This window comes from Flintibacter sp., assembly GCF_046973065.1.
In genome coordinates this window covers 2,545-25,445 of sequence record NZ_JBKVXZ010000056.1, presented here as the reverse complement: position 1 = coordinate 25,445, position 22,901 = coordinate 2,545, and the positions used below count along the sequence as shown (strand labels likewise).

Sequence of the window (22,901 nt, the reverse complement as noted above, 5' to 3'; positions counted from 1 at the left end):
GGAGCAGGCCAGTCCCCCTGCCCTGGCGGGGCGGGACGTGCTAGGCTGCGCCCAGACGGGCACCGGAAAAACCTGTGCCTTTGCCGCCCCGATTCTCCAGCGGTTGAGCAGCAAGCCTGTATCCGGGCACCCCATCCGTGCTCTCATCCTCACTCCCACCCGGGAGTTGGCCATCCAAATCGGTGAGAGCTTTGAACACTACGGCCGTCATCTGGCCCTGCGCTGCGCGGTAATTTTCGGCGGCGTGGGACAGGCACCCCAGGTAGAGAAACTGGGGAAAGGCGTAGACATTCTGGTGGCCACACCCGGCCGCCTGGGTGACCTGTATCAGCAGGGCTTCATCCATCTGAATGATCTTGAGATCTTTGTGCTGGATGAGGCCGACCGGATGCTGGATATGGGCTTTATTCACGACGTAAAGAAGATTCTCAAGTGGCTGCCTGAGAAAAAGCAGACCCTGTTTTTCTCCGCTACCATGCCCAAAGAAATTGCCGAGCTGGTCAACTCTCTGCTTCACCACCCCGCCCGGGTGGCGGTGGACCCGGTATCCTCGCCGGTGGAGGCCATCCGCCAGTCGGTGTACTTTGTAGACCGGGGCAACAAGACCAAGCTGCTCTCCCTGCTGATGGACCAGTTGGGCGTAAAAAATGCGCTGGTCTTTACTCGCACCAAGCACGGGGCCAACAAGGTGGCCCGGGATCTGGTAAAGGCGGGCATCACCGCCGCTGCTATCCACGGAAACAAGAGCCAGACCGCCCGACAGCAGGCGTTGGCCGACTTCAAGTCCGGGGCCATCCGCTGTTTGGTGGCCACCGACATCGCTGCCCGGGGACTGGACATTGAGGAGCTCTCCCACGTGTTCAACTACAACCTCCCCGAGGTGCCTGAGACCTACGTCCACCGCATCGGCCGTACCGGCCGGGCGGGTCATGGAGGCACCGCCGTGGCATTTTGTGATTTCAGCGAAAAACCCCTGCTTAAAGAGATTGAAAAGCTCATTGGCCGCTCCATTCCTGTGGTAGAGGACCATCCCTATCCTATGGTGGACCTCCAGGCCCCCAAGCGGGATAAGAACGGCCGCATCATCAACGAGGAGGACGCCCAGGCCCGAGCCGCCGCCAAGGAGCAGCGCCGTGCCCGGGATGAGGCCAGAAAAGCGGCCGCTCAGCGCAAGGCGGAAGCGGCGCAGGCTGCTCCCCAGCCTGTGGCTGAGACTCCGGTCCAGACACAGGAGGAGAAACCTGCCAAGTCCCGGCGCCGCCGCCGCAAGGCCAAGGCAAAGCCCAAGCAGGCTGAACAGGTACAGGCTGCCCCGGTGTCCCAAGTTTCTGAGCCGGAGCCTCAGGTCCAGCAGACCTCCCGCCGCCGTAAGCTGACCCGTCCGGGCAGCCGCATGGAGACCGGAAACGCCATGCCTCGTACCGATTTCTCCCGTCCCAATCCCCTGGCGGGCGATCATATCATGGACGCCACCGCCCGGCTTCTGGCGCCCCGCAAGCCCCTGAGCGTTCAGGAGTCTCCGCTGTCCCACCGCTCCGCGCCCCGCAGTCGCCGTAAGGAACGTCGGGGCGAGAAGGAACCACGGGTTGAGACAGTCCAGACCAAGGACAAAGGAAAGGTCAAAGCGGTCCCTTCCGCACCTAAGAAAAAGGAGGAGCCGGTCTCTGGGAAAAAGAAGAATTCCCGTCCGGACCGCCGCCGGGATCGTGGGCCCAGAGGGCCGATCGAGCCCATGCGCTCCAATAGGGTGAAGGATTCTACCGAGCAGAAGAGCCTGATGAAGCCCTATTACCTGGACAACTAAAGGAATCTCTCAATATTTAACATAACTGGAGGGTATCAAAATGGATTATCAAGCCATGTATCAGCAGAAGCTGACCACCGCCGAAGAGGCGGTCAAGGTAGTCAAATCCGGTGACTGGGTGGACTACGGTTGGTGCACCAACCACCCCATCGCCCTGGACAAGGCCCTGGCCGCTCGTAAGGACGAGCTGCGGGACGTGAAGGTCCGCGGCGGCGTTACCATGTGGATGCCGGAGATCGCCAAGGCCGAGGATGCCGGTGAGCACTTCACCTGGAACTCCTGGCACTGCAGCGGCATTGACCGTAAGATCATGACCAAGGGCATGGGCTTCTTCAGCCCCATGCGCTATTCCGAGCTGCCCCGTTTCTACCGGGAGAACCTGACTGTGGACGTGGCTATGCTCCAGGTCACCCCCATGGACAGCCACGGTAACTTCAGCTTTGCTCTGGCCGCCTCTCACCTGGCCGACATGCTGGAGAAGGCCAAGGTCATCATCCTGGAAGTGAACAAGAACATGCCTTGGGTGTACGGTCTCACCGGCTGTGAGATCAACATCAAGGACGTGGACTATGTTGTGGAAGGGGATAACCCCGAGGTCGCTCAGCTGGGCGGCGGCGGCGAGCCCACCGCGGTGGACAAGGCTGTGGCCGAGCTCATCGTGCCTCAGATCCCCAACGGCGCCTGCCTGCAGCTGGGCATTGGCGGCATGCCCAACACCATCGGCGCTATGATTGCTCAGTCCGATCTGAAGGACCTGGGTGTTCACACCGAGATGTACGTGGACGGCTTTGTGGACATGGCTATGGCGGGCAAGCTCACCGGTAAGAACAAGGCTCTGGATAAGGGCCGCCAGGTGTACGCCTTTGCTGCCGGCTCCAAGAAGCTGTACGACTACGTGGACCGCAACCCCGACGTGATGGCTGCTCCTGTGGACTACACCAACGACGTGCGGGTGCTGGCTCAGCTGGATAACTTCATCTCCATCAACAACGCCATTGATATGGACCTGTTTGGCCAGGTGAATGCCGAGTCTGCCGGTCTCAAGCATATCTCCGGCACCGGCGGTCAGCTGGACTTCGTGATGGGCGCTTACCTGTCCAAGGGCGGCAAGAGCTTCATCTGCATGTCCTCTACGGTCACCGGCAAGGATGGCACTGTGAAGAGCCGCATCGTGCCCACCCTCACCCCCGGTTCCATCTGCACCGATCCCCGCTCCTGCGTGCACTACATCGTCACCGAGTACGGCATGGTCAACCTGAAGGGCCTGTCCACTTGGGAGCGCGCCGAGGCGCTGATCTCCATTGCTCACCCCGACTTCCGTGAGCAGCTCATCCAGGACGCTGAGAAGATGCACATCTGGCGCCGCAGCAATAAGTAATTTGCGAATAAATATTTTGGCAGCAGGAGCGATCCTGCTGCCTTTTTATTTATAAGAAACGGAAAGAAAGATTGCGTTATGCATGGATTCCATGCTAGGATGACGGCGAGGATATTTCATAGGAGGCGATTGGAATGAAAAAGAAGATGCTGATTCCCTGCATCATTGGCATCCTTTTAGTCCTTCTGGGGGGAGGTCTGTTTCTGTACTGGAGGACGTTGGGAGCACCTGTCATCGGTACGATCCATGGCCCGGAGTGGGATGTTCTCACCGTGGATGGCGTGTCTTATGAGCGTACCGACAGTGCCCCGGTTCATGGGACCGACAAAGGGAAGTTTTTGGGCATTGCAACAAGCGGAGATACCCGCTTCCGCATCTATGAGATCCCGGGCTATGACTCCTATCTATACGGCCAATGGGATTGGGAAGGATTCATGTACGAACGTGTCCCATGACTGCATTTGGCTAGAGAAACAGCAACAGCCCCGCCGAACGGCGGGGCTGTTTTTTACGCTTCCAAGCTCCAAATAAAGTTTTCCAGCTTCAGACGGCTGCCCACTGTGGTTCCCTCGGGCAGCAGAAACATAGTGATAGAGTGCTCTTGCCCCTGATCGCCGAGCAGTTGAGCGTAGTCGCCGTTGATATCCGTGACGGTGTAAAAAATAGGTTCCATCCTGATTCCCTCCTGCTTTTTTTAAAGTATAACGTATGTTTCCTTTCCTGTCCACCTTGTTAAAACTATCCCGTTTATTGGACATATCATTTGCTATACTCAGATCATCCAAAGAAGATATAAACAAGCATCAAGGGATATGGAAAGGAGCATACGCCATGGATTACAGCATTGTTTGGGTAAGAGGACATGTGGAGGTATATGACTGGGCCGGGCGGTTCTGCTTTTCCGCCGACAGCGAGCGGGAGGCTCGTGAGGAACTGGAAGGTGCGGCCTGACGGCGGTATCACAAGGATTTTCTTACATTCCGCGAAAAAATGTGCTAAAATATAGTTACAGCGTGTGGTTCTGAGAACGTAAGTCCAGTTGTCAGAACCACACGCTTTTTCATTTTTATCAGAATGGGGGAGACTTGATGTTTTCGATTGGAAGTCTCATCGTATACAGCGGTACTGGTGTGTGCCGGGTGGAGGCAGTTGGACCGCCTCCGTTTGATCCGGGTTCCAAAGTGGAGTACTACACTTTGATCCCGCTGCAGAGTACGGGGACCATCTATGTACCGGTAGATACCAAAGTATTTATGCGGCCGATTCTCAGCCGCGAGGCAGCTCAGGAATTGATCCGCCGTATTCCGGAAATCCAACAGGCGCAGCTGGAACATCTGGATTACCGTATGCTGGCCCAGCGCTACCGCAGTTTTCTGGACAGCCATTCCTGTGAGGATCTGGTCCAGCTTATCAAAACTGCGTACACCAAAAGCACAGCCAATACCCGCAGCGGAAAGAAGCCCAGCAAGGTGGACCAGGATTTTCAGAAGCGGGCAGAATTTCTTCTCCACGATGAGCTTTCGGCCGCTTTGGATATTCCGTTTGATGAGGTGGGGGACTACATCACCCGACAGGTGGAGCAGATGAAACAGACCGGATGAAATTCAGGAGTCGATATACGCCCGTACCCGCAGCTGGACGCCCAGACTCTGGGCAATGGAGCGGCTCTCCTCAATCTCAGCGGGATCGGTTCCCTTATCCACCACGGTAAATACCACGTGGGGGACATAGGTTTTGGACTCTTTGGCAAAGTCCAGCATGGCCTGGTAGGCTTCCTCGCCCTGGATGGGGTGGCACAGGGCCACGTAATCAGCGGCGTTGTTGGCATTGAGGGAGATGGACAGGGTATCGATGCGTCCCTTCAGCTCCGGGCATACGTCACGGCCGTTGATGAGATTGGCATGGCCGTTGGTATTGATACGCACCGGGGGCAACTGGTCCCCGTAGTGGGCCTTCAGCTCGTCTACCAGACAGAGAATATCGTCCAGACGGTAAGTGGGTTCGCCATAGCCGCAGAAGACGATTTCACGGTAGCTGGGGATGTCCCGGCTGAGGAAGCTGTCCAGAGCCTCCTGGCGGGTGGGCTCCCGCTCCAGCCACAGGGAGTCCTCCGTATAGATGGAGCCCTCTTTTTCACCATGGCGCAGGCAGAACTCACAGTTGCAGTTACACTTGTTGGTGAGGTTGACGTACAGTGCCCCCTCGTATTCGTAGGTGATGGTCATATCCCTTATGCCTCCTCGATATGGAAAAACCGTTTGCCGTTTTCCAGAGTGATGCGGGCCACCTCTTCCGCGTCCATGCCCTTTACCTCGGCGATCTTCTCCGCCACCAGATGGACCTTTCCGGAGTCGTTGCGCTTGCCGCGGAAGGGTTCCGGGGTGAGATAGGGGGAGTCGGTCTCAATCATGATCCGGTCCATAGGCAGCCAGTCAATGACCTCCAGAGCCTTGCGGGCATTTTTATAGGTGATGGTGCCGGTAAAGGACAGCATCCATTCCAGCTTTACCAGCACTTTAGCGTCCTCCAGACTGCCGGAGTAGCAGTGGTATACGCCGGTGACCTGGGGATGGGAGCGGACCACTTCCAGGCAGTCGTGGTGAGCCTCACGGTCGTGGATGATGACCGGCAGCCGAAGCTCCTGTGCCAGTTCCATCTGCCGGTGGAAAACCATCTGCTGGAACTCCTTGGGGGGATTTTCTTTCCAGTAGTAGTCCAAACCGATCTCACCGATGGCCTTCACCTTGGGGTGGGCGGCCAGGGCTTTCAGTTCGTCCACCCAGCTGTCCTGCCAGGGACCACAGTCGGAGGGATGTACCCCTACGGCAGCGTAGACGAAGGGGAACCGGTCGGCCAGCTCCACGACGGTGCGGGAGGTCTCCAGATCACAGCCGGGATTTACAATGAGCGCCACATCCTGCTGGGGCATACCGGCCAGCAGCTCCAGACGGTCGGCGTTGAAGGCCCCGGAATCATAGTGGGCGTGGGTATCAAATACACGCATAATTCTTCCTCGATTTCCTTTTAAAATGAAACAGATGCCAATGAAGGAGGTGGAAGCGGCCCGTAGTTGGGCCGCTTCCACGATTTATACAACTATATAATATCATACTGCCCGGGGGTACAAAATGCAAGAGGTTACGCCTGGGGGGTGAGATCCATCACGTATTGATCGCCGGGGCGGCCTTCCTGCGTTCCATCATCGAAAAACTCCTGGAAGGTAAATTGAAAGGTGCTCTGATCGTCAGGTACTTGATAGACCAGAACGCCGCTGCGGCTCTCTCTGGGGGCGAGCTCATATTCTGTGGGCAACTGCTGATCACAGTAGTACTCCACCGGCATACACTGGGTATCATCCTGGCTCATACTGTCCCAGGAGAGCTGAAAATCGCTGTCGAACATAGTTACCGCTTGAGGGTACGTGCTCTTCAGAGTCAACTCCACCACCACCAGCTGATCCCCCTGCGCGCTGATATAGCCGCCGTACTCTTGGGTGGATTCTACTTCGGTTACCGAATAATCAAACCACGCTGTGGATACTGTGTCGCCCAGGGAAAAGTGCTGGTCTGTGTCATTCTGTCCGCTGCTGCAGCCGGTGAGCAGCAGGGCGGAGGCCAGCACCCAAGCCAATCTTTTTCCGATGGGGGCCACCTTCTTTCGTTCTTTTTTGAAATTATACCCGACACAGCCCGGAAAGACAAGAGGGAGCGGCCTGGTTGTAGTCAGTGTGCTGGTTCTTTTTTGCATATCTTATTATTTTTTATCGGTTTCGTAACCATCTTGCCTCTGTGCGGTTGACGGCCCGCCGGTTTCCGGATATAGTTATTTTTGTTCAAAAGAGCGGCACGCCGGCCAGCGCCGGCGTCCAAAAACTGGCTCGCTTCCCGCCTTGGCGTAAAGCAGCCCAACCTGGTTGGTTTTTTCTGGACAAGGTCGGGCGCTCTATGATAAAATTAGTTATCACAGTTTCCGCCGAAGCTGGCGCCTACCTGGGAGCCAGAGCCAACAACTACATCATAGAGAAGGAGATCAACATGGAAATCCGCAAAATTTTCGTCGTCGGTTCCGGCCTGATGGGCAGCGGTATTGCCCAGACCGCCATTCAGTGCGGCTATGAAGTGATCCTGAATGACCAGAGCAAGGCCGCTCTGGAGCGCGGAGTGACCGGTATCACCAAGCGCCTGGAGCGTCTGGTGGAGAAGGGCAAAATGACAGCCGAGGAGAAGGACGCCTGTCTGGCCCGCCTCACCACCTCCGTCAGCGTTCACGTGGCCTCCAATGTGGATCTGGTCATCGAGGCCATCTACGAGAACCTGGAGGCTAAGCAGGCTATTTTCCAGCAGCTGGATAAGATCTGCGACAGCCGCACCATCTTTGCCTCCAACACCTCCTCTATCTCCATGACCAGCCTGGCTGCTGCCACCAGCCGTCCTGATCGCGTGGTTGGCCTGCACTTCTTCTCCCCTGTGCCCGTTATGAGCCTGGTGGAGATCGTCTACGGCCTGCGCACCTCTCAGGAGACCATCGACATCGTCACTGAGGTCGGTAAGCACATGGGCAAGCGTCCCATCCTGGCCAAGGATAAGCCCGGCTTCATCGTCAACCGTATGCTGCTGCCCATGCTCAACGAGGCCGTGCAGGTCCTGGACGAGGACATCGGCTCCGTGGAAGACGTGGATGAGGGTATGATCCGCGGCTGTAACCACCCCATGGGCCCCCTGGCTCTGGCAGACATGATTGGCCTGGACATCCTACTGGAGGTTATGGAGACCTTCTACATCGACCTGGGCGACACCAAGTACCGCCCCGCCCACCTGCTGCGCAAGATGGTGGCCGCCGGCTATCTGGGCCGGAAGTCCGGCGCTGGCTTCTATGTCTATGAGGAAGGCAAGAAGGTCGGCGTCAACCCCGTGCTGGTTAAGGGCTGATCCCCATTTACCATAAATACACTGTTTCCGCTCTGAACCGCTCCCTGGGGCTCCGCCGGGCCCCAGGGAATCTTTTTGTGTCATTCCCCCGGAAAGGAGAACCTCTTTGGAACTGCGCGAATATTGCCCCCTGGACTGCCAGAAACTGGCCCGGCTGTTCTACGAAACGGTGCACACTGCCAACGCTGTTGACTATACTCCCCAGCAGCTGGATGCCTGGGCGGACGGGCATACCGACCTGGCCGCATGGAACCGCTCCTTCCTCAGCCACTATACGCTGGTGGCTCAGCAGGAGGATCAGATCATCGGCTTTGGCGATATCTGCCGGGACGGCTATCTGGACCGGCTGTATGTGCATCCAGACTGGCAGCGCCAGGGCGTTGCCACAGCTCTGTGTGATCGGCTGGAGGCATGCTGCGGCGCGTCCCGCCTGTATGCCCATGCATCCATCACAGCACTGCCCTTTTTTCAGGGGCGGGGCTACCAGATGGTGCAGGAGCGCCAAGTGGAGCGAAAAGGAATTCTGCTGACCAATTTTTTGGTGGAAAAGGAGCCGCGGCTCTGAACGTGTTTCCAGCGCTTACATTTTAATAAAAAATGCCGGACCTTTTTCAGGTCCGGCATTTTTTATATCAGCACATTTTTGCGCCCGCGGGGATCTTGTCATCCAGCATGACTAGGTTCAGCCGCTCCTCACCCTTTTCGGTGTGGACGGCGGAGAGCAGCATGCCGCAGCTCTCCTGGCCCATCATCTTGCGGGGAGGCAGGTTGACGATGGCCATCAGGGTCTTGCCCACCAGCTCCTCAGGCTTATAGTACATGGCGATGCCGGAGAGGATCTGACGGTCCACGCCGGTGCCGTCGTCCAGGGTGAACTTCAGCAGCTTGTTGGACTTCTTCACATTCTCACAGGCCTTCACCTTGACCGCACGGAAATCGCTCTTGCAGAAGGTGTCAAAGTCGACCTTCTCCTCCAGCTGGGGCTCCAGCTCCAGAGCGGGCAGGGCAGCCTTCTTAGCCTCCTCAGCGGCCTTCTCCAGCTCCTCCAGCTCCTTGGCAGCGTCGATGCGGGGGAAGAGGTTGTCGCCCCGGGTGACGGTCACGTCAGCGGGCAGGCTGCCGAAGACAGCGGCGCTCTCCCAGGTGGAGCAGGCATCACAGGCGCCGATCTGGCGCAGAATCTCAGCGGCGGAGGTGGGGATGAAGGGAGTCAGCAGGATGGCGCACACCCGCAGGGTCTCCAGCAGGTTATACATGACAGTAGCCAGACGCACGCCGTTGGCCTCCATGTCCTTGGCCAGCACCCAGGGGGCATTCTCGTCGATATACTTGTTGGCCCGGGAGATGACCTTGAAGATCTCGCTCAGAGCGTTCTGGAAAGCATAATGCTCCATCTGCTCCTCGTAGCGGCCGCGCAGGGCGGACACCATGGCGGTGAGCTCCTCGTCCAAAGCGTCGGCCTGGCGCTCCTTGGGCAGAGTGCCGTTAAAGTACTTGCCTACCATGGATACGGTGCGGCTCAGGAGGTTGCCCAGGTCGTTGGCCAGATCCACGTTGATGGTGTTGATGAGAGCCTCGTTGGAGAAGTTGCCGTCGGAGCCGAAGGGGAAGGTGCGCAGCAGGAAGAAACGCAGGGCGTCCACACCGAAGCGCTCAGCCAGGATATAGGGGTCCACCACGTTGCCCTTGGACTTGGACATCTTGCCGCCGTCCAGCAGCAGCCAGCCGTGGCCAAATACCTTCTTAGGCAGAGGCATGTCCATGCTCATGAGCATGGCGGGCCAGATAATGGAGTGGAAGCGGACGATCTCTTTGCCGACAAAGTGGACGTCGGCGGGCCAGAACTTCTCATAGTCGTCGTACTTGTCGTTGAGGAAGCCCAGAGCGGTGGTGTAGTTGAACAGAGCATCCACCCAAACATAGACCACATGGCCGGGGTCAAAGTCCACAGGCACGCCCCAGGTAAAGCTGGTGCGGGAGACACACAGGTCCTCCAGGCCGGGCTTGATGAAGTTGTTGACCATCTCATTGACACGGGAGCGGGGCTCCAGGAAGTCGGTGTCCTCCAGCAGGTGCTGGATGCGGTCGGCGTACTTGCTCAGACGGAAGAAGTAGGCCTCCTCCTTGGCGTCCTGAACCTCACGGCCGCAGTCGGGGCACTTGCCGTCCACCAGCTGGCTCTCAGTCCAGAAGGACTCACAGGGCTTGCAGTACTTGCCCACATACTCGCCCTTGTAGATGTCGCCCTTCTCGTACATCTTCTTGAAAATCTTCTGAATGGCGGAGACGTGGTAGTCGTCGGTGGTGCGGATGAAGCGGTCATTGGAGATGTTCATCAGCTTCCACAGATCCAGCACGCCGCGCTCACCGGTGACGATCTTGTCCACAAACTCCTTGGGGGAGACGCCGGCCTCCTTGGCCTTGTCCTCAATCTTCTGGCCGTGCTCGTCGGTGCCGGTCAGAAACAGCACATCATAGCCGCACAGGCGCTTATAGCGGGCCATGGCGTCGGTGGCCACGGTGCAGTAGGTGTGGCCGATGTGGAGCTTATCGCTGGGGTAGTAGATAGGGGTCGTGATATAAAAGCGTTTGCGTTCCATGATAATACTTCCTCTCGCTCTCAAATTGTTCCATTATCCATATCCTCCTGGGGCATTCGCGGACCCAGGGGAGTGGGAGAAAAGCGCCGGGCGGACAGAGCCGTCAGAGCGCCGAAGCTACACACAACAAAGGAGATTGCCAGCAGGGAATCAAACAGGGACAGGCGGTCAGCCAGAGCGGTAAGCCCAAAGTAGACGCCCATCACTGCAAAGACGGTAAAACTGCGGCAGCGGGGCCGGCGGTAGAAGAAAGCCGCCTGGCCGTGGAGAGCCAGCAGCAGGAAAACCGCGGCCAGCAGGGGAACAAAGGAATTAAGCAGGACCGGGTCACTGGAATAGACCTGGTAGAGCCGAATGAGCCAGGGCAAAGCGGCGTAGGCGGGCAGAGTAGCTGCCAGACGGACCTGCTCACCGGACAGTGCCCGGTAGTTGGATTTTCCAAGCACCAGAGAGCCGATAGCACCGGCCACACAGCCCAGAATGGAAAGACCCAGCGCCGCAGGCAGCAGATGCCGGGAGGGATCAGCCTGCCAGGCCTGCAGATACTCCATCAGCTGAGGAACGCCGGCAGCTGCCGAGACCAGAAAGCCCATGCCTGCCACCACCATAAGGGTCATATAACCGGTGGAGGAACACTGGAAGGCACGGTCGGCTTCCTCTTCCGAAATGGTCCGACCGCCAGAGCACAGGACCAGTGCCAAAACGGCAACGACCGCCGTCAGGGCCAGCAGGGCCCAGGTGGCGGGAGCGCCGTGGGTAAACAGGTTGGTCGTGGGGTCCAGCGCCGAGGAGCGCTGCCACAGCCGTACTGCAAAGCCCGCCGCGCCGCTCACCAGGGCAAGAGCGGGCAGGGCAAAGTCTTTTCTCATGATTGGCCTCCTAAACCAGGGGACAGAGGGGTCTGTCCAAGGATAACTATCCAATTATATATTACCCAACTGGAAAATACAAGGGCAATGCGCGCAGAATTCCCCTTGCCCAGAGAAGCGGGTCACAGTCTGGGACGTCCCTGAGAGCCGCCGCCCGGCTTGCGGAACTGGAGGTACATGGCCACTACCAGGGCCACCAGAGCCGCAACGCTGATGATCAGGGAGACTGCTCCAGACAGAAGCTCCATGCGCAGCAGAATCTCCGAGATGGCCAGACAGATCAATGCAACAAACAGCAGGTTGCGGGCGGTGGGATTCATCCGCTTCCGGGTGCCGTCAGTAGCAAATTCTGATTCCGCCACGGGAGCGGTGGTGTAACCGCGCTTTCCCTGAGGATGGCGCTTTTTATGTTTCGTTTTGCTCATAGTCAATCTTCTCCTGACAAAATGATGCCGCCGCCCAGCACCACGTCGTCCTGGTAAAAGACCACCGACTGGCCGGGGGTAATGGCGCGCTGGGGTTCTTGGAAGGTGAGCCGGGCGGTGTCCGGACCGGTCTGCTCCAGGATGGCGGGCTGCTCCGTCATGCGGTAGCGTACTTTGGCCATCACCTGGATGGGCTGGTCCAGCCGCTCCATGGCAATGAGATTGAGTTGTCCGGCAGTTAGGTTGCGGTGAAACAGGGCGGCGTTGGAGCCCAGGGTGACGGTGTTGTCCTGGGGGCTGAGCCCGGTCACATACAGTCGGCCCTGGTTGGAGGATACCCCCAGCCCCCGCCGCTGGCCCAGGGTATAGTGGATGATGCCCTGGTGGCGGCCCAGAACGTTGCCCTGGGGATCGACAAAGTCACCTGACGGATAGTGTTTCCCGGTGTGGTGACAAATAAAGGAGGCATAGTCTCCGTCCGGGACAAAGCAGATGTCCTGACTGTCGCTTTTCCGGGCGCTGACAAGCCCTTGTTCCAGGGCGATGGCGCGGATTTCCTCCTTGGAAAGCCGTCCAAGGGGGAAGCGGGTGGCGGCCAGCTGCTGCTGGGTGAGGGTCCAAAGCACATAGCTCTGGTCCTTATCTGGGTGGAGGGCCTTTTTCAGCAGCCAGCGTCCGGAGCCGGAATCCTGTTCCAACTGGGCGTAGTGGCCGGTGGCCAGCAGAGGACACCCCATCTCCTGGGCCGCCTGGAGCAGGGCACCGAATTTGATTGCCCGGTTACACAGCACACAGGGATTGGGAGTCTGGCCCTGTTCATAGGCCTGGACGAAGGGGTCCATCACCTCACGGCAGAAGGATTCCGACAGATCCAGGGTGTGGTGAGAGATACCCAGGCGCTGGGCCACCGCCTGGGCGTCGGCCACATCCCGGGCGGTGTGGCACTGGGAACGCTGATCAGGGGGCAGGGCGTCGGGCGAGAACAAGGACATGGTAAAGCCAACAGGATCGTAGCCTGCCTGCTGTAAGAGCCAGACAGCGGTGGAACTGTCCACACCGCCGCTCATGGCTGCCGCAATGGGATTCAAAGGGTAACCTCCTTAAAAGCCGCCGGGCGGCCGGTAAAATCAAGGGGAAGTATACCATATTTTGTCCTTATACGCAACCGAAAGCCCATTGCGGCGGGAAAATCTGGGGGAAAAGGTGTATGGAATATTCCAGCGGGACAAAATGCACAAAGGGGAGGATTCCGGGGAAAAAGGGGAAATTAGCCCCTAAAATCGACAAATTCAGCACAAAGCAGGCTGCAAAGGAAAAAGAAGGACGGATAATTTCCAGAAAAAATACATTTGGTATATGTTGATGAAAAAACTGCCGAAAACACAATATCTAGTGGACACGGCCTGCGGGGCATGCTATAATCAAAAACCGTTACGAATAAGGCTGGGGCGGCCCGGCTTTTCATATCTACATCACGAACGAGAAGGAGAGCACCTATGAGAGCCCTTATGAAAGTTGTCAAGCGTGACGGTTCCGTTGTGGACTACGACCGCAGCAAGATCATCACCGCAATCCAGAAGGCGAACGCCGAGGTCTCCGAGGAGGAGCAGCTGAGCCTGGACCGGATCGAGGCCATTGTCAGCCGCATTGAGGATCTGGGCCGGGATAAGCTGCCCGTAGAGGAGATCCAGGACCTGGTGGAGCAGGGCCTGGTGAATGAGAACAAGTTCTATCTGGCCAAGACTTACATTATCTATCGTTATACCCGGGCTCTGGTGCGCAAGCAGAACACGACCGACGAGTCCATCCTCTCCCTGCTGCGCAATGAGAACAAGGAACTGGCCGAGGAGAACTCCAATAAGAACACCATGATCGCCGCCACTCAGCGCGACTACATTGCCGGCGAGGTGAGCCGGGACCTGACCCGCCGCATCCTGCTGCCTGAGTATATCTCCAAGGCTCACGACGAGGGCGCCATCCACTTCCACGACGCTGACTACTTTATCCAGCCCATCTTCAACTGCTGCCTCATCAACATCGGCGACATGCTGGACAACGGCACCGTGATGAACGGCAAGCTCATTGAGTCCCCCAAGAGCTTCCAGGTGGCCTGCACCGTCACCACTCAGATCATTGCCTGCGTGGCCTCCAACCAGTACGGCGGCCAGAGCGTGGATATGAGCCACCTGGGCAAGTATCTGCGCCGCAGCCGGGAGAAGTTCCGCAAGCACATCTCCTATGAGTGCGCCGGCCTGGTGGACGAGGCGACTGTGGAGCGTCTGGTGGATGACCGGGTGCGGGACGAGCTCAAGAGCGGCGTGCAGACCATCCAGTATCAGATCAACACCCTCATGACCACCAACGGTCAGTCCCCCTTTGTCACCCTGTTCCTCAATCTCCAGGAGGGCGACCCCTACCTGGAGGAGAACGCCATGATCGTGGAAGAGGTGCTGCGCCAGCGTCTGGAGGGCATCAAGAACGAGAAGGGTGTGTATATCACTCCCGCTTTCCCCAAGCTGGTCTACGTGCTGGACGAGCACAACTGCCTCAAGGGCGGCAAGTACGACTATATCACCGAGCTGGCCGTCAAGTGCTCCGCCAAGCGGATGTACCCCGACTATATCTCTGCCAAGAAGATGCGGGAAAACTACGAGGGCAACGTGTTCTCTCCCATGGGCTGCCGCTCCTTCCTGTCTCCCTGGAAGGACGAGAACGGCAACTACAAGTTTGAGGGCCGCTTCAACCAGGGCGTGGTCTCCCTGAACCTGCCCCAGATTGGTATTCTGGCCGGTGGAAACGAGGAGAAGTTCTGGTCCTTGCTGGATGAGCGGCTGCAGCTGTGCTTTGAGGCTCTGATGTGCCGCCATGAGGCTCTGAAGAACGTCCACTCCGACTCTAGCCCCATCCACTGGCAGTATGGTGCCATTGCCCGCCTGCCCAAGGGTGCGCCCATTGAGCCTCTGCTCTACGGCGGCTATTCCTCCATCTCTCTGGGCTACATCGGCCTTTATGAGGTGACCAAGCTCATGAAGGGAGTCAGCCACACCCAGCCCGGCGGCCAGGAGTTTGCCCAGAAGGTGATGGCCCGGCTGCGCAAGGCCTGCGACGACTGGAAGGCGGAGACCAACATTGGCTTCGCTCTCTACGGCACTCCCGCTGAGAGCCTGTGCTACCGCTTCGCCCGCATCGACAAGGAGCGCTTCGGTTCCATTCCTGATGTGACCGATAAGGGCTACTACACCAACAGCTATCACGTGGATGTGCGGGAGCACATCGACGCCTTCGATAAGTTTACCTTTGAGAGCCAGTTCCAGAAGATCTCCACCGGCGGCTGTATCTCCTATGTGGAGATCCCCAACATGCGCCACAATCTGGAGGCCCTGAAGGAGGTTGTCAAGTTCATCTACGACAACATCCAGTACGCCGAGTTCAACACCAAGAGCGACTACTGCCAGTGCTGCGGCTACGACGGAGAGATCACCATCAACGATGATTTCCAGTGGGAGTGCCCCGTCTGCCACAACACCGACCAGAGCAAGATGAACGTCACCCGCCGTACCTGCGGTTATCTGGGGGAGAACTACTGGAATGTAGGTAAGACGAAGGAGATCAAATCCCGCGTTCTGCACCTTTGATCCGCTTTCTTGAAAGAAAGCTTGCAAAGAACTTCCTGCAAAGCTGCGCTTTGCCTCTCCGTGCCCTTCGGCCGCTGCACGGCTGGAGGGCACGGTATTTTTAAAGAAAATCATCTTTATGTTTCCGCCTGGGCGGAAATGCTGTGAGGCTGAAAACTATGAACTATGCTGACATCCGGCCCATCGATGTGGCCAACGGCCCGGGTATCCGGGTTTCACTGTTTGTCTCCGGATGCACCCACGCCTGCCCGGAGTGCTTTAACCCCGAGGCCTGGGACTTCCAGTATGGAGCGCCCTTTGGCCCGGAGCAGATGGATCAGATCCTTACTGCGCTGGGCAAGTCCTATGTGCGGGGACTATCCCTGCTGGGTGGCGAGCCTTTCCACCCTAACAATCAGAAGACGGTGCTGGAACTGGTCAAGCGGGTCCGACAGCAGTATCCCCAGAAGGATATCTGGTGCTACACCGGCTACCTCTTTGAGGATCTGGCTGACGGAAAGGTGGGGGACTATGGCCGTGCTCTGTTGGAACAGCTGGATGTGCTGGTGGACGGTCCCTTTGTCATTGCCCAGAAAAATCTGAGCCTGCGCTTCCGTGGCTCCTCCAACCAGCGTATTTTGGAGGTTCAGCCCTCTTTGGAGCGGGGCGAACCGGTGCTGTGGGACGAGGCCAGTGTGGAATAAGAAAATCCCGTGCTTCCTTTGGTAAGGAAGCACGGGATTTTTTGTGCTTATGATTTGGAAATCTCTGGGTGGGCACCCTCTGCCTCCACATGGGAGTTGGCACGTACCAGAGCAAAGGCTTTTTTGCGTACGATCAGGAAGAAAATAATGTGTACCGCGCCGGTCACAATCCAGGAGATGGGATAGGAAATATACAGATTTTCCGGGGTGCGGTCCACCTGGAAGATGGTGAAGATCCAGACAATACGAAGGCCGCAGGCACCGATGAGGGAGACGATCATGGGGCCCACCGAGTAACCAAGGCCGCGCAGGCTGCCTACCATGGTGTCCATGATACCGCACAGAGCGTAGGTTCGGGCGATGTAGCCAAGACGGATGATGCCCTGCTGGATGACGTCCTCCTCGCCAGGGGCATAAATGCTTACCAGAGGATGGCCAAACAGATAGGCAAGGTTGCCCAGTACCACACCGGTGATGATCACGAAGGTCTGGCAGTAGATGAGAGATTTATCCACACGCTTACATTCGCCGGCGCCGTAGTTCTGTCCCGTGAAGGTGAGGTTGGTCTGATAGAAGGCGTTCATGGCCTGGTAGACGAAGTTTTCAATGTTGGCGGAGGCGGCGGAGCCAGCTACTACCGTGGAGCCGAAGGAGTTGATGGAGGACTGGATAAGCACATTGGACAGGGAGAAGACGATACCCTGGAAACCGGCAGGCAGGCCAATTTCCATGATCTGTCCCAGAATGTGCCGGTCGATGTGCATATCCCGCAGGTTCAGGCGCAGGGGGCCGTCCTCATGGGTGAGGCACATCAGGACCAGACCGGCCGAGATGTACTGAGAGATGGTCGTGGCCATCGCTACGCCAGCCACGCCCATGCCCATCAGGATAACCGACACCAGGTTCAGTACCACATTCACCACGCCGGCAATGATCAGGTAGAACAAGGGACGCTGGGTATCGCCCTGGGCACGAAGAATCGCTGCGCCGAAGTTGTAGGCCATGGTGGCGGGCATACCCAAAAAGTAGATGCGCAGATAGAGCGTGGATAGGTTGATTACGTCCTCGGGAGAGGACATCCATACCAGAAGCTGATGGGACATGATGGCACCGAATACCGCCAGCACCGCGCCGCTGACCAGAGCCATGAGAATGGAGGTATGTACCGCTTTGCTTACCATGTCATGGCGCTTACCGCCCAGATTTCGGGCCACTACTACGTTGGTACCAACCGACAGGCCCACAAACAGGGCGATGAGCAGGTTGATCAGGGAGGTAGTGGAGCCTACGGCGGCCAGTGACTCCTTGCCTGCAAACCGACCGACCACGATGACGTCTGCGGCATTAAACAGGAGCTGGAGGATACTGGATGCCATCAAGGGAATGGCAAACTTTAAAATCTTATCCGCAAGTGATCCATGGCACATATCCATCTGGTGGCGCGGTTTGCCTAACATGGTGCGATCGTCCTTTCTTCCTGTCCTCACGTTGCCAGCTGGTGCTTTTTTTGGATGGTTTGCCTATATTATAACACGCTGAGCCGGGGTATGTGAAGAGAATTTTACAAAAATAGCAGGCCGGAAGGAACTCTGAATATACCAGGTTTCTTCCCGACCAGACAAGAGTAAATCATACAACAAATATTTCCTGGAATCAATAGCAAAACAAACAGGCATGGAGAGGTGAAAATGCTACTGTAAAACCCGAAGGGGGCAATCCCCTTTCGGGCTTTATTTTTTACCGAGAAAGGGGGTGTCCTTGATGGCTGGCAAATACCTCACGCTCCAGGACCGCAAGACCATCGCAAAGCTGTATCGCCAGGAGGCGCGGGTACTGGACATCGCAAACAAGGTGGGGTTCCACCCCGCCACCATCTATGAGGAACTGCGCCGAGGCGACACCGGGAAGCTGGACGAGCGCCAGCGCCCGGAGTACGACCCGGTCCTGGCCCAGAAGAGGGTCCAGGAAGCAATCCGCCGCCGAGGGAACCACCGAGGCGCAGCAACCCAAAAGGACGGGCGGCAGGCCCGGAAAGTATAGGGAGGATAAAACTATGGGAAAGACCATTGAACTGAGCCGGGTACGGCAGGGCGAGCACTTCACGCTGGACGGCGTAGAGTGGGTGAAGCTGGACGAGACCCACATGGGCGCGTTTGTGGTAGCCGCCGATGCGCTGCCCGACAACTGCCCGTTCGAGAATGACGATGACCGCGAGGATGCCAACAACTTCTGCGGCAGCCACATCGCAAAGGAGATGGAGCGTTGGCTGCGGGACCAGCACAAGCCCATCTTCGATGCCACGTTGGAGCGGCCCATCGACCTGACCACCATGGACGGCATGACAGACTACGGCACGCCGCTGGCCGTTGCCCGCCTGCTGACCATCGACGATTACCGCAAGTACCGCCGCTTCATCCCCTTGGCCTCCCGCCCGTTTTGGCTGGCTACCGGGTGGACCACCAAAAGCTCCCCGGTCTCCAATGACTACCTCGCGTACCGCGTCAGTACCGGCGGCACCGTCTACTACGACGGCGTCTGCAGCGCGTACTTCGCCCCGCGTCCCGCTTTGTATCTCAAATCCTCAATCCTTGTATCCATTGAGACTGAGGAGGAGCAGAAGAGCATCCGAGACTACACCGACACAGAGCTGATGGACGAGCTGTACCGGCGGAGGAGGGCGAGCTATGACCCGGACTGAGCGGAGAGAACGGCAGCGCCGCAGAAAGCTCCAGATCGCCCGCCGCGTGGCCTCTGCGCTGCTGGCGCTGGTCCTTATCCTGGTTTGCATCCTCCTTTTGACGGGCGGAGGTAAGGCGGACACCCCGGAGCCGGAGGCGGCGGTCACGGGACCGGCGGCCATGCCGGAACCGCAGAGGCCGGAACAGGAGGCTGTGGACCCCTTGGAAGCGGACAAGATCGCCCTGGCAAAGATGGTATGGGGCGAGGCCCGTGGGTGCTCCACCACCGAACAGGCCGCTGTCGTCTGGTGCGTACTGAACCGCTTTGACAGCGGGGGCCCCTACTACGCGGGCTGTGACACCATCCGGGAGGTCGTGGCCCAGGAAAGCCAATTTTCCGGGTATGACCCGGCCCACCCCGTCACCGCTGACATCCTGGCCCTGGTGGAGGATGTGCTGACCCGCTGGATGGCGGAAAAGGTCTGCGTGGGAGATGTTGGACGGGTCCTCCCCGCCGAGTACCTGTTCTTCACCGGCGACGGCAGGGAGAACACCTTCACGACGGAGTGGCGAGGCGGGCAGACCTGGGACTGGTCCCTGGAAAGCCCGTATGAGGAGTGACGAATTGTGAGCCTCACCCACCTTTCGCTATTCTCTGGTATCGGCGGGCTGGACCTGGCTGCTGAGTGGGCAGGGTTTGAAACCGTTGGACAATGTGAGTGGGCCGACTACCCTACGAGGGTCCTGGAGCGTCACTGGCCTGGAGTTCCCCGCTGGCGGGACATACGGACCCTGACGAAGGAGAGTTTCTATGAACGAACAGGACTACGAACAGTTGACCTTGTTTCCGGCGGGTTCCCATGCCAGCCATTCTCCAAGGCCGGACAGCGCAGAGGCCAGAAGGATGACCGCTACCTCTGGCCTGAGATGCTGCGAGTTATTGAGGAGCTGCGGCCCTCTTGGGTCATTGGAGAGAATGTTGCTAACATCCTCAATCTGGCGCTCGACGATGTGCTTTCTGACCTGGAAAGCAAAGGCTACTCCACGCGGGCGTTTATGGTTCCAGCTCGCGGCGTCGGCGCTCCACACCAACGATACCGATACGCAATCCTGGCCCACGCCGACAGCGATGGATGCGGCGGGACTGGCCGGACACCTGAGAAAGGATACGACATCCACCCGGTCCATGCTCCTATCGCAGAAGGTGAAATGTCTTGCGGGGGGGGGCACTGGAAACCTGAACCCGGAGTGGGTCGAGTGGCTGATGGGGTTCCCCACTGGATGGACCGCGTTAGATGCCTCGGGAACGCCGTGTGCCCACCGCAATTCTATCCCTTCTTCTACTACATCAGAGAAATAGAGGAGGCGCTACACGAACCATGAACCGATTGCAGGAAAAACGGCTGGAACTGGGGCTGACGCAGCCCCAGGTGTCGGCCAGGTTGAAGGAAGTCGAGGCCCGGGCTGACGTGGGCATGGTCTCCCGGTATGAAAAGGGCGTATGCCTACCCACCAAGGACCAGCTTGCAGCGCTGGAGGAATTGTACGGCGTGCCGCGCACGGCGCTGTACGACGTGGAGGACCTGGACCTTCTGGAGTTCCCACGGGCCGAGGCCCCGACGGAGGAGAGCGAGCACAAGGCCACAGCACCGCCGCCGAGCCACGCAGGACGCTTCCGTAAATGCTACCGCATCAGCCGGGAATTTGCGGAGAGCCTGCCGGACGATCTGCTCCAGGTGTGCGGGTACTCCTCCTGGCAGAGCTGGCACGACGCAGCCCTCAAGAGGCTGCTGGGCGAATATGCGGCCCGGAGCCGCAGCATGAAGAAAAAGGAGGACAAGACAGCATGAGCGAGCAGCTGGACAAGAAAAGCATCCTGGAAATGTCCATGGGTGCCATTCTGGAGCGGGTGGACTATGAGATGGGGAAGGTCATCGACAACATCCTGGACCCCAACACCAAGCCCACCGGGAAACGGAAAATCACCGTGGGGCTGGAGCTTATCCCCAGCGCGGACCGCAAGACCATCACCGTGCAGACCACGGCCAAGAGCACACTGGTTCCCACGGACCCCATCACCACCAGCCTCTATATCACCAATCAGCCGGGCACCGGCGAGATGGTGGTGGCCGAGATGGTGCCCCAGGTCCCCGGGCAGCTGGGGATGGACGGCGGAGAACAGGACCGGCCCAAAGTTCTGAAATTCACCAATATCAAGCAGGCATAACAGAAAGGAGACTACATCATGTTGAAGGAATTTGCTCAGTATCTCGTGTCTCTCAAGGACAACAAGACTTACACCATCCACGGCGACACCTACTCCGACCGGGAGCTGGTGCGTATCGACCCCCATGTAGACCGTCCCCGCCAGATCAGCGTGAGCGGGCTGGACAGCATCGTAAAGCTGCTGCGGAACGAGTTGGATATGTTCGACAACCTGCCTATGTTCGTCCGGGTGGACGGCGCACGGAAGGTCTCTGTGTTCTCCACCTATGACAGCGAGATGTGCCGGGACAGCCTGTATGAGGCGACCTGCGACGTACCTGGGTTCCAGGAGGGCTTCCGGGAGCAGGAGAAGGCCATCATTGAGCTGCGGAGCAAGTTTATGCCCGGAGAGGGCGTGGACTACCTGCTGGACCTGCTCTCCCGCATCAACAAGGAGAACGGCGTCACCACCCGGGACAACGGCGTGAGCCAGGAGGTGGAGGCCCGCCAGGGCATTTCTCTCAAGGCCCTGGTCCAGGTCAAGCCCCGCATCTCCATGCGGCCCTACCGCACCTTCCTGGAGGTGGAGCAGCCGGAGAGCGAGTTCATCCTGCGGCTGGACGAGGACGGCAACGTGGGGCTGTTCGAGGCTGACGGCGGAATGTGGAAGATGCAGGCCAAGGCATCCATCGTGGCGTACTTCGAGGAGAAACTGGCCGACGAGATCAACGCCGGAAAGGTCATCGTGATGATGTGATGGAGCCGCTGGTCATCGTATGCAAGGACCGGGCGGAGTGGCTGGAGGCCCGCAGGGACGGTCTGGGAGCGTCTGACGCTGCCGCCGTCCTGGGCATCTCGCCCTGGAAAACCAATGTGCAGCTCTGGGAAGAAAAATGCAGGCTTGTCCAGCCGGAGGACATTGGAGACAAGCCTGCCGTTCAGTACGGCAACGATGCCGAGCCGCTGCTGCGGCAGTTCTTCGCCCTGGACCACCCGGAGTATCTGGTCACCTTCACTCCCTACAAGATCATTAAGCACCCGGCGCTCCCCTTCATCACCTGCACGCCGGACGGAGAACTGGAGGAGACTGCCACCGGGCGGCGGGGCGGCCTGGAGATCAAGACCACGGAAATCTTGTCTGCCACCGGCTGGCTGCACTGGAAGGACCGCATCCCGGACAACTACTACGCCCAGGTTTGCCACCAGATGCTCGCTACCGGGTGGGAGTTCACGGAGCTGCTGGTGCAAATCAAGTACGTTACCGCAGACGGAGCGGACCGCAAGGAGGTCCGGCACTACAAAATAGAGCGGGCGGATGTCCTGGAGGACATCGCCCTTATCCAGCGGGAGGCCCCGGTATTCTGGCGCTGCGTGGAGCAGCGGCGGAGGCCCAACCTGAAACTCCCGCCGATCTGAGGAGGACATTATGAGCATGGAGTTTGTGATGGGCAGCAGCCTGGAAAGTCTGCCCAAGACCATTGATTTCAACTTTGAGGAGCTGAAAACCCAACTGGCCGAAAGCCTGGAGCTGTACGCGGGCCTGGTGGTGACAGAGGACGGCATCAAGGCCGCCAAGGAGGACCGTGCCAGGCTGAACAAGCTGCGGGAGGCCCTGGAGACCAAGCGCAAGGAGGTCAAGCGTGAGTGCATGGCCCCTTACACCGACTTCGAGGCCAAGGTGAAGGAGCTGGTGGGC

Annotated in this window: 27 protein-coding genes; 18 read left to right on the top strand and 9 right to left on the bottom strand. The window is 58.4% G+C overall.

Annotated elements, in window-relative coordinates:
- The 3 genes from ACLTXB_RS15565 to ACLTXB_RS15555 form a co-directional block, all read left to right on the top strand.
- On the top strand, positions 1-1,804 hold a 1,804-nt coding region (locus ACLTXB_RS15565; protein WP_428227619.1), incomplete at its 5' end, for a DEAD/DEAH box helicase.
- Positions 1,805-1,844: 40 nt separating this feature from the next.
- Positions 1,845-3,182, top strand: coding sequence for a butyryl-CoA:acetate CoA-transferase (locus ACLTXB_RS15560; protein WP_110441217.1), 1,338 nt, complete (start codon positions 1,845-1,847; stop codon positions 3,180-3,182).
- 134 nt (positions 3,183-3,316) lie between these two features.
- Entirely contained in the window at positions 3,317-3,637 is a 321-nt protein-coding gene (locus ACLTXB_RS15555) for a hypothetical protein (protein ID WP_428227618.1), read from the top strand.
- A gap of 53 nt (positions 3,638-3,690) precedes the next feature.
- Here ACLTXB_RS15555 and ACLTXB_RS15550 read toward each other — a convergent pair whose 3' ends face one another.
- Entirely contained in the window at positions 3,691-3,855 is a 165-nt protein-coding gene (locus tag ACLTXB_RS15550) for a hypothetical protein (protein WP_008980053.1), read from the bottom strand.
- A 415-nt stretch (positions 3,856-4,270) separates the two neighbouring features.
- On the opposite strand from ACLTXB_RS15550, the gene ACLTXB_RS15545 reads away from it, so the two are divergent.
- Positions 4,271-4,783: a CarD family transcriptional regulator gene (locus ACLTXB_RS15545; RefSeq protein WP_428227617.1), complete on the top strand. Its 513-nt coding sequence runs from the start codon at positions 4,271-4,273 to the stop codon at positions 4,781-4,783.
- Positions 4,784-4,786: 3 nt separating this feature from the next.
- Here the strand turns inward: ACLTXB_RS15545 and ACLTXB_RS15540 are convergent, their stop codons facing one another.
- From ACLTXB_RS15540 to ACLTXB_RS15530, 3 genes are all read right to left on the bottom strand, one after another.
- Positions 4,787-5,407, bottom strand: coding sequence for a TatD family nuclease-associated radical SAM protein (locus tag ACLTXB_RS15540; RefSeq protein WP_428227616.1), 621 nt, complete (start codon positions 5,405-5,407; stop codon positions 4,787-4,789).
- Between the two features lie 5 nt (positions 5,408-5,412).
- Positions 5,413-6,186 (bottom strand): TatD family hydrolase, encoded by a 774-nt coding sequence (locus tag ACLTXB_RS15535; RefSeq protein WP_428227615.1) that lies wholly within the window; start codon positions 6,184-6,186, stop codon positions 5,413-5,415.
- A 134-nt stretch (positions 6,187-6,320) separates the two neighbouring features.
- Entirely contained in the window at positions 6,321-6,803 is a 483-nt protein-coding gene (locus ACLTXB_RS15530) for a DUF4352 domain-containing protein (RefSeq protein WP_428227621.1), read from the bottom strand.
- Positions 6,804-7,216: 413 nt separating this feature from the next.
- On the opposite strand from ACLTXB_RS15530, the gene ACLTXB_RS15525 reads away from it, so the two are divergent.
- Together ACLTXB_RS15525 and ACLTXB_RS15520 are read left to right on the top strand one after the other, a co-directional pair.
- Positions 7,217-8,110, top strand: coding sequence for a 3-hydroxybutyryl-CoA dehydrogenase (locus tag ACLTXB_RS15525; RefSeq protein ID WP_428227620.1), 894 nt, complete (start codon positions 7,217-7,219; stop codon positions 8,108-8,110).
- Positions 8,111-8,216: 106 nt separating this feature from the next.
- Positions 8,217-8,675 carry a GNAT family N-acetyltransferase gene (locus tag ACLTXB_RS15520; protein ID WP_428227614.1) on the top strand — a complete coding sequence of 153 codons (459 nt, stop codon included), beginning with the start codon at positions 8,217-8,219 and terminating at the stop codon, positions 8,673-8,675.
- Positions 8,676-8,742: 67 nt separating this feature from the next.
- Here the strand turns inward: ACLTXB_RS15520 and metG are convergent, their stop codons facing one another.
- The 4 genes from metG to mnmA all read right to left on the bottom strand — a co-directional run bounded on the left by metG (position 8,743) and on the right by mnmA (position 13,092).
- Entirely contained in the window at positions 8,743-10,710 is a 1,968-nt protein-coding gene (metG, locus tag ACLTXB_RS15515) for a methionine--tRNA ligase (protein WP_428227613.1), read from the bottom strand.
- 20 nt (positions 10,711-10,730) lie between these two features.
- Positions 10,731-11,579: a hypothetical protein gene (locus tag ACLTXB_RS15510; protein ID WP_428227612.1), complete on the bottom strand. Its 849-nt coding sequence runs from the start codon at positions 11,577-11,579 to the stop codon at positions 10,731-10,733.
- A gap of 122 nt (positions 11,580-11,701) precedes the next feature.
- Positions 11,702-12,004, bottom strand: coding sequence for a hypothetical protein (locus ACLTXB_RS15505; protein ID WP_008980061.1), 303 nt, complete (start codon positions 12,002-12,004; stop codon positions 11,702-11,704).
- A 2-nt stretch (positions 12,005-12,006) separates the two neighbouring features.
- Entirely contained in the window at positions 12,007-13,092 is a 1,086-nt protein-coding gene (gene mnmA / locus ACLTXB_RS15500) for a tRNA 2-thiouridine(34) synthase MnmA (RefSeq protein WP_428227611.1), read from the bottom strand.
- A 119-nt stretch (positions 13,093-13,211) separates the two neighbouring features.
- Between mnmA and ACLTXB_RS15495 the strand changes: the two genes are divergently transcribed.
- From ACLTXB_RS15495 to nrdG, 3 genes are all read left to right on the top strand, one after another.
- Positions 13,212-13,367, top strand: a complete 156-nt coding sequence (locus ACLTXB_RS15495) for a hypothetical protein (protein ID WP_177314072.1) — start codon at positions 13,212-13,214, stop codon at positions 13,365-13,367.
- 145 nt (positions 13,368-13,512) lie between these two features.
- On the top strand, positions 13,513-15,639 hold the full coding sequence (gene nrdD, locus ACLTXB_RS15490; protein WP_040649222.1) for an anaerobic ribonucleoside-triphosphate reductase: 2,127 nt from the start codon (positions 13,513-13,515) through the stop codon (positions 15,637-15,639).
- 158 nt (positions 15,640-15,797) lie between these two features.
- Positions 15,798-16,322, top strand: coding sequence for an anaerobic ribonucleoside-triphosphate reductase activating protein (gene nrdG, locus ACLTXB_RS15485; RefSeq protein WP_428227610.1), 525 nt, complete (start codon positions 15,798-15,800; stop codon positions 16,320-16,322).
- Positions 16,323-16,369: 47 nt separating this feature from the next.
- Here the strand turns inward: nrdG and ACLTXB_RS15480 are convergent, their stop codons facing one another.
- On the bottom strand, positions 16,370-17,779 hold the full coding sequence (locus ACLTXB_RS15480) for an MATE family efflux transporter (protein WP_008980065.1): 1,410 nt from the start codon (positions 17,777-17,779) through the stop codon (positions 16,370-16,372).
- A 304-nt stretch (positions 17,780-18,083) separates the two neighbouring features.
- On the opposite strand from ACLTXB_RS15480, the gene ACLTXB_RS15475 reads away from it, so the two are divergent.
- The 9 genes from ACLTXB_RS15475 to ACLTXB_RS15435 all read left to right on the top strand — a co-directional run.
- Entirely contained in the window at positions 18,084-18,362 is a 279-nt protein-coding gene (locus tag ACLTXB_RS15475; RefSeq protein ID WP_009257865.1) for a helix-turn-helix domain-containing protein, read from the top strand.
- A 13-nt stretch (positions 18,363-18,375) separates the two neighbouring features.
- Complete coding sequence (locus tag ACLTXB_RS15470) at positions 18,376-19,020, top strand: hypothetical protein (RefSeq protein WP_428227609.1); 645 nt, start codon at positions 18,376-18,378, stop codon at positions 19,018-19,020.
- Positions 19,007-19,621 carry a hypothetical protein gene (locus ACLTXB_RS15465; RefSeq protein ID WP_428227608.1) on the top strand — a complete coding sequence of 205 codons (615 nt, stop codon included), beginning with the start codon at positions 19,007-19,009 and terminating at the stop codon, positions 19,619-19,621. Before ACLTXB_RS15470 ends, ACLTXB_RS15465 begins: the two co-directional genes overlap by 14 nt.
- A 6-nt stretch (positions 19,622-19,627) precedes the next feature.
- Entirely contained in the window at positions 19,628-20,383 is a 756-nt protein-coding gene (locus ACLTXB_RS15460; protein ID WP_428227607.1) for a DNA cytosine methyltransferase, read from the top strand.
- Positions 20,380-20,850 (top strand): helix-turn-helix domain-containing protein, encoded by a 471-nt coding sequence (locus ACLTXB_RS15455; RefSeq protein WP_009257861.1) that lies wholly within the window; start codon positions 20,380-20,382, stop codon positions 20,848-20,850. Before ACLTXB_RS15460 ends, ACLTXB_RS15455 begins: the two co-directional genes overlap by 4 nt.
- Positions 20,847-21,227: a hypothetical protein gene (locus ACLTXB_RS15450; RefSeq protein ID WP_009257860.1), complete on the top strand. Its 381-nt coding sequence runs from the start codon at positions 20,847-20,849 to the stop codon at positions 21,225-21,227. The genes ACLTXB_RS15455 and ACLTXB_RS15450 overlap by 4 nt, the downstream gene beginning before the upstream one ends.
- A gap of 18 nt (positions 21,228-21,245) precedes the next feature.
- Positions 21,246-21,962: a hypothetical protein gene (locus tag ACLTXB_RS15445; RefSeq protein WP_009257859.1), complete on the top strand. Its 717-nt coding sequence runs from the start codon at positions 21,246-21,248 to the stop codon at positions 21,960-21,962.
- Positions 21,962-22,621, top strand: a complete 660-nt coding sequence (locus ACLTXB_RS15440) for a lambda-exonuclease family protein (RefSeq protein ID WP_428227606.1) — start codon at positions 21,962-21,964, stop codon at positions 22,619-22,621. Before ACLTXB_RS15445 ends, ACLTXB_RS15440 begins: the two co-directional genes overlap by 1 nt.
- Before the next feature lie 10 nt (positions 22,622-22,631).
- Positions 22,632-22,901: DUF1351 domain-containing protein (locus tag ACLTXB_RS15435; protein ID WP_428227605.1), on the top strand; the 270-nt coding region annotated here is incomplete at its 3' end.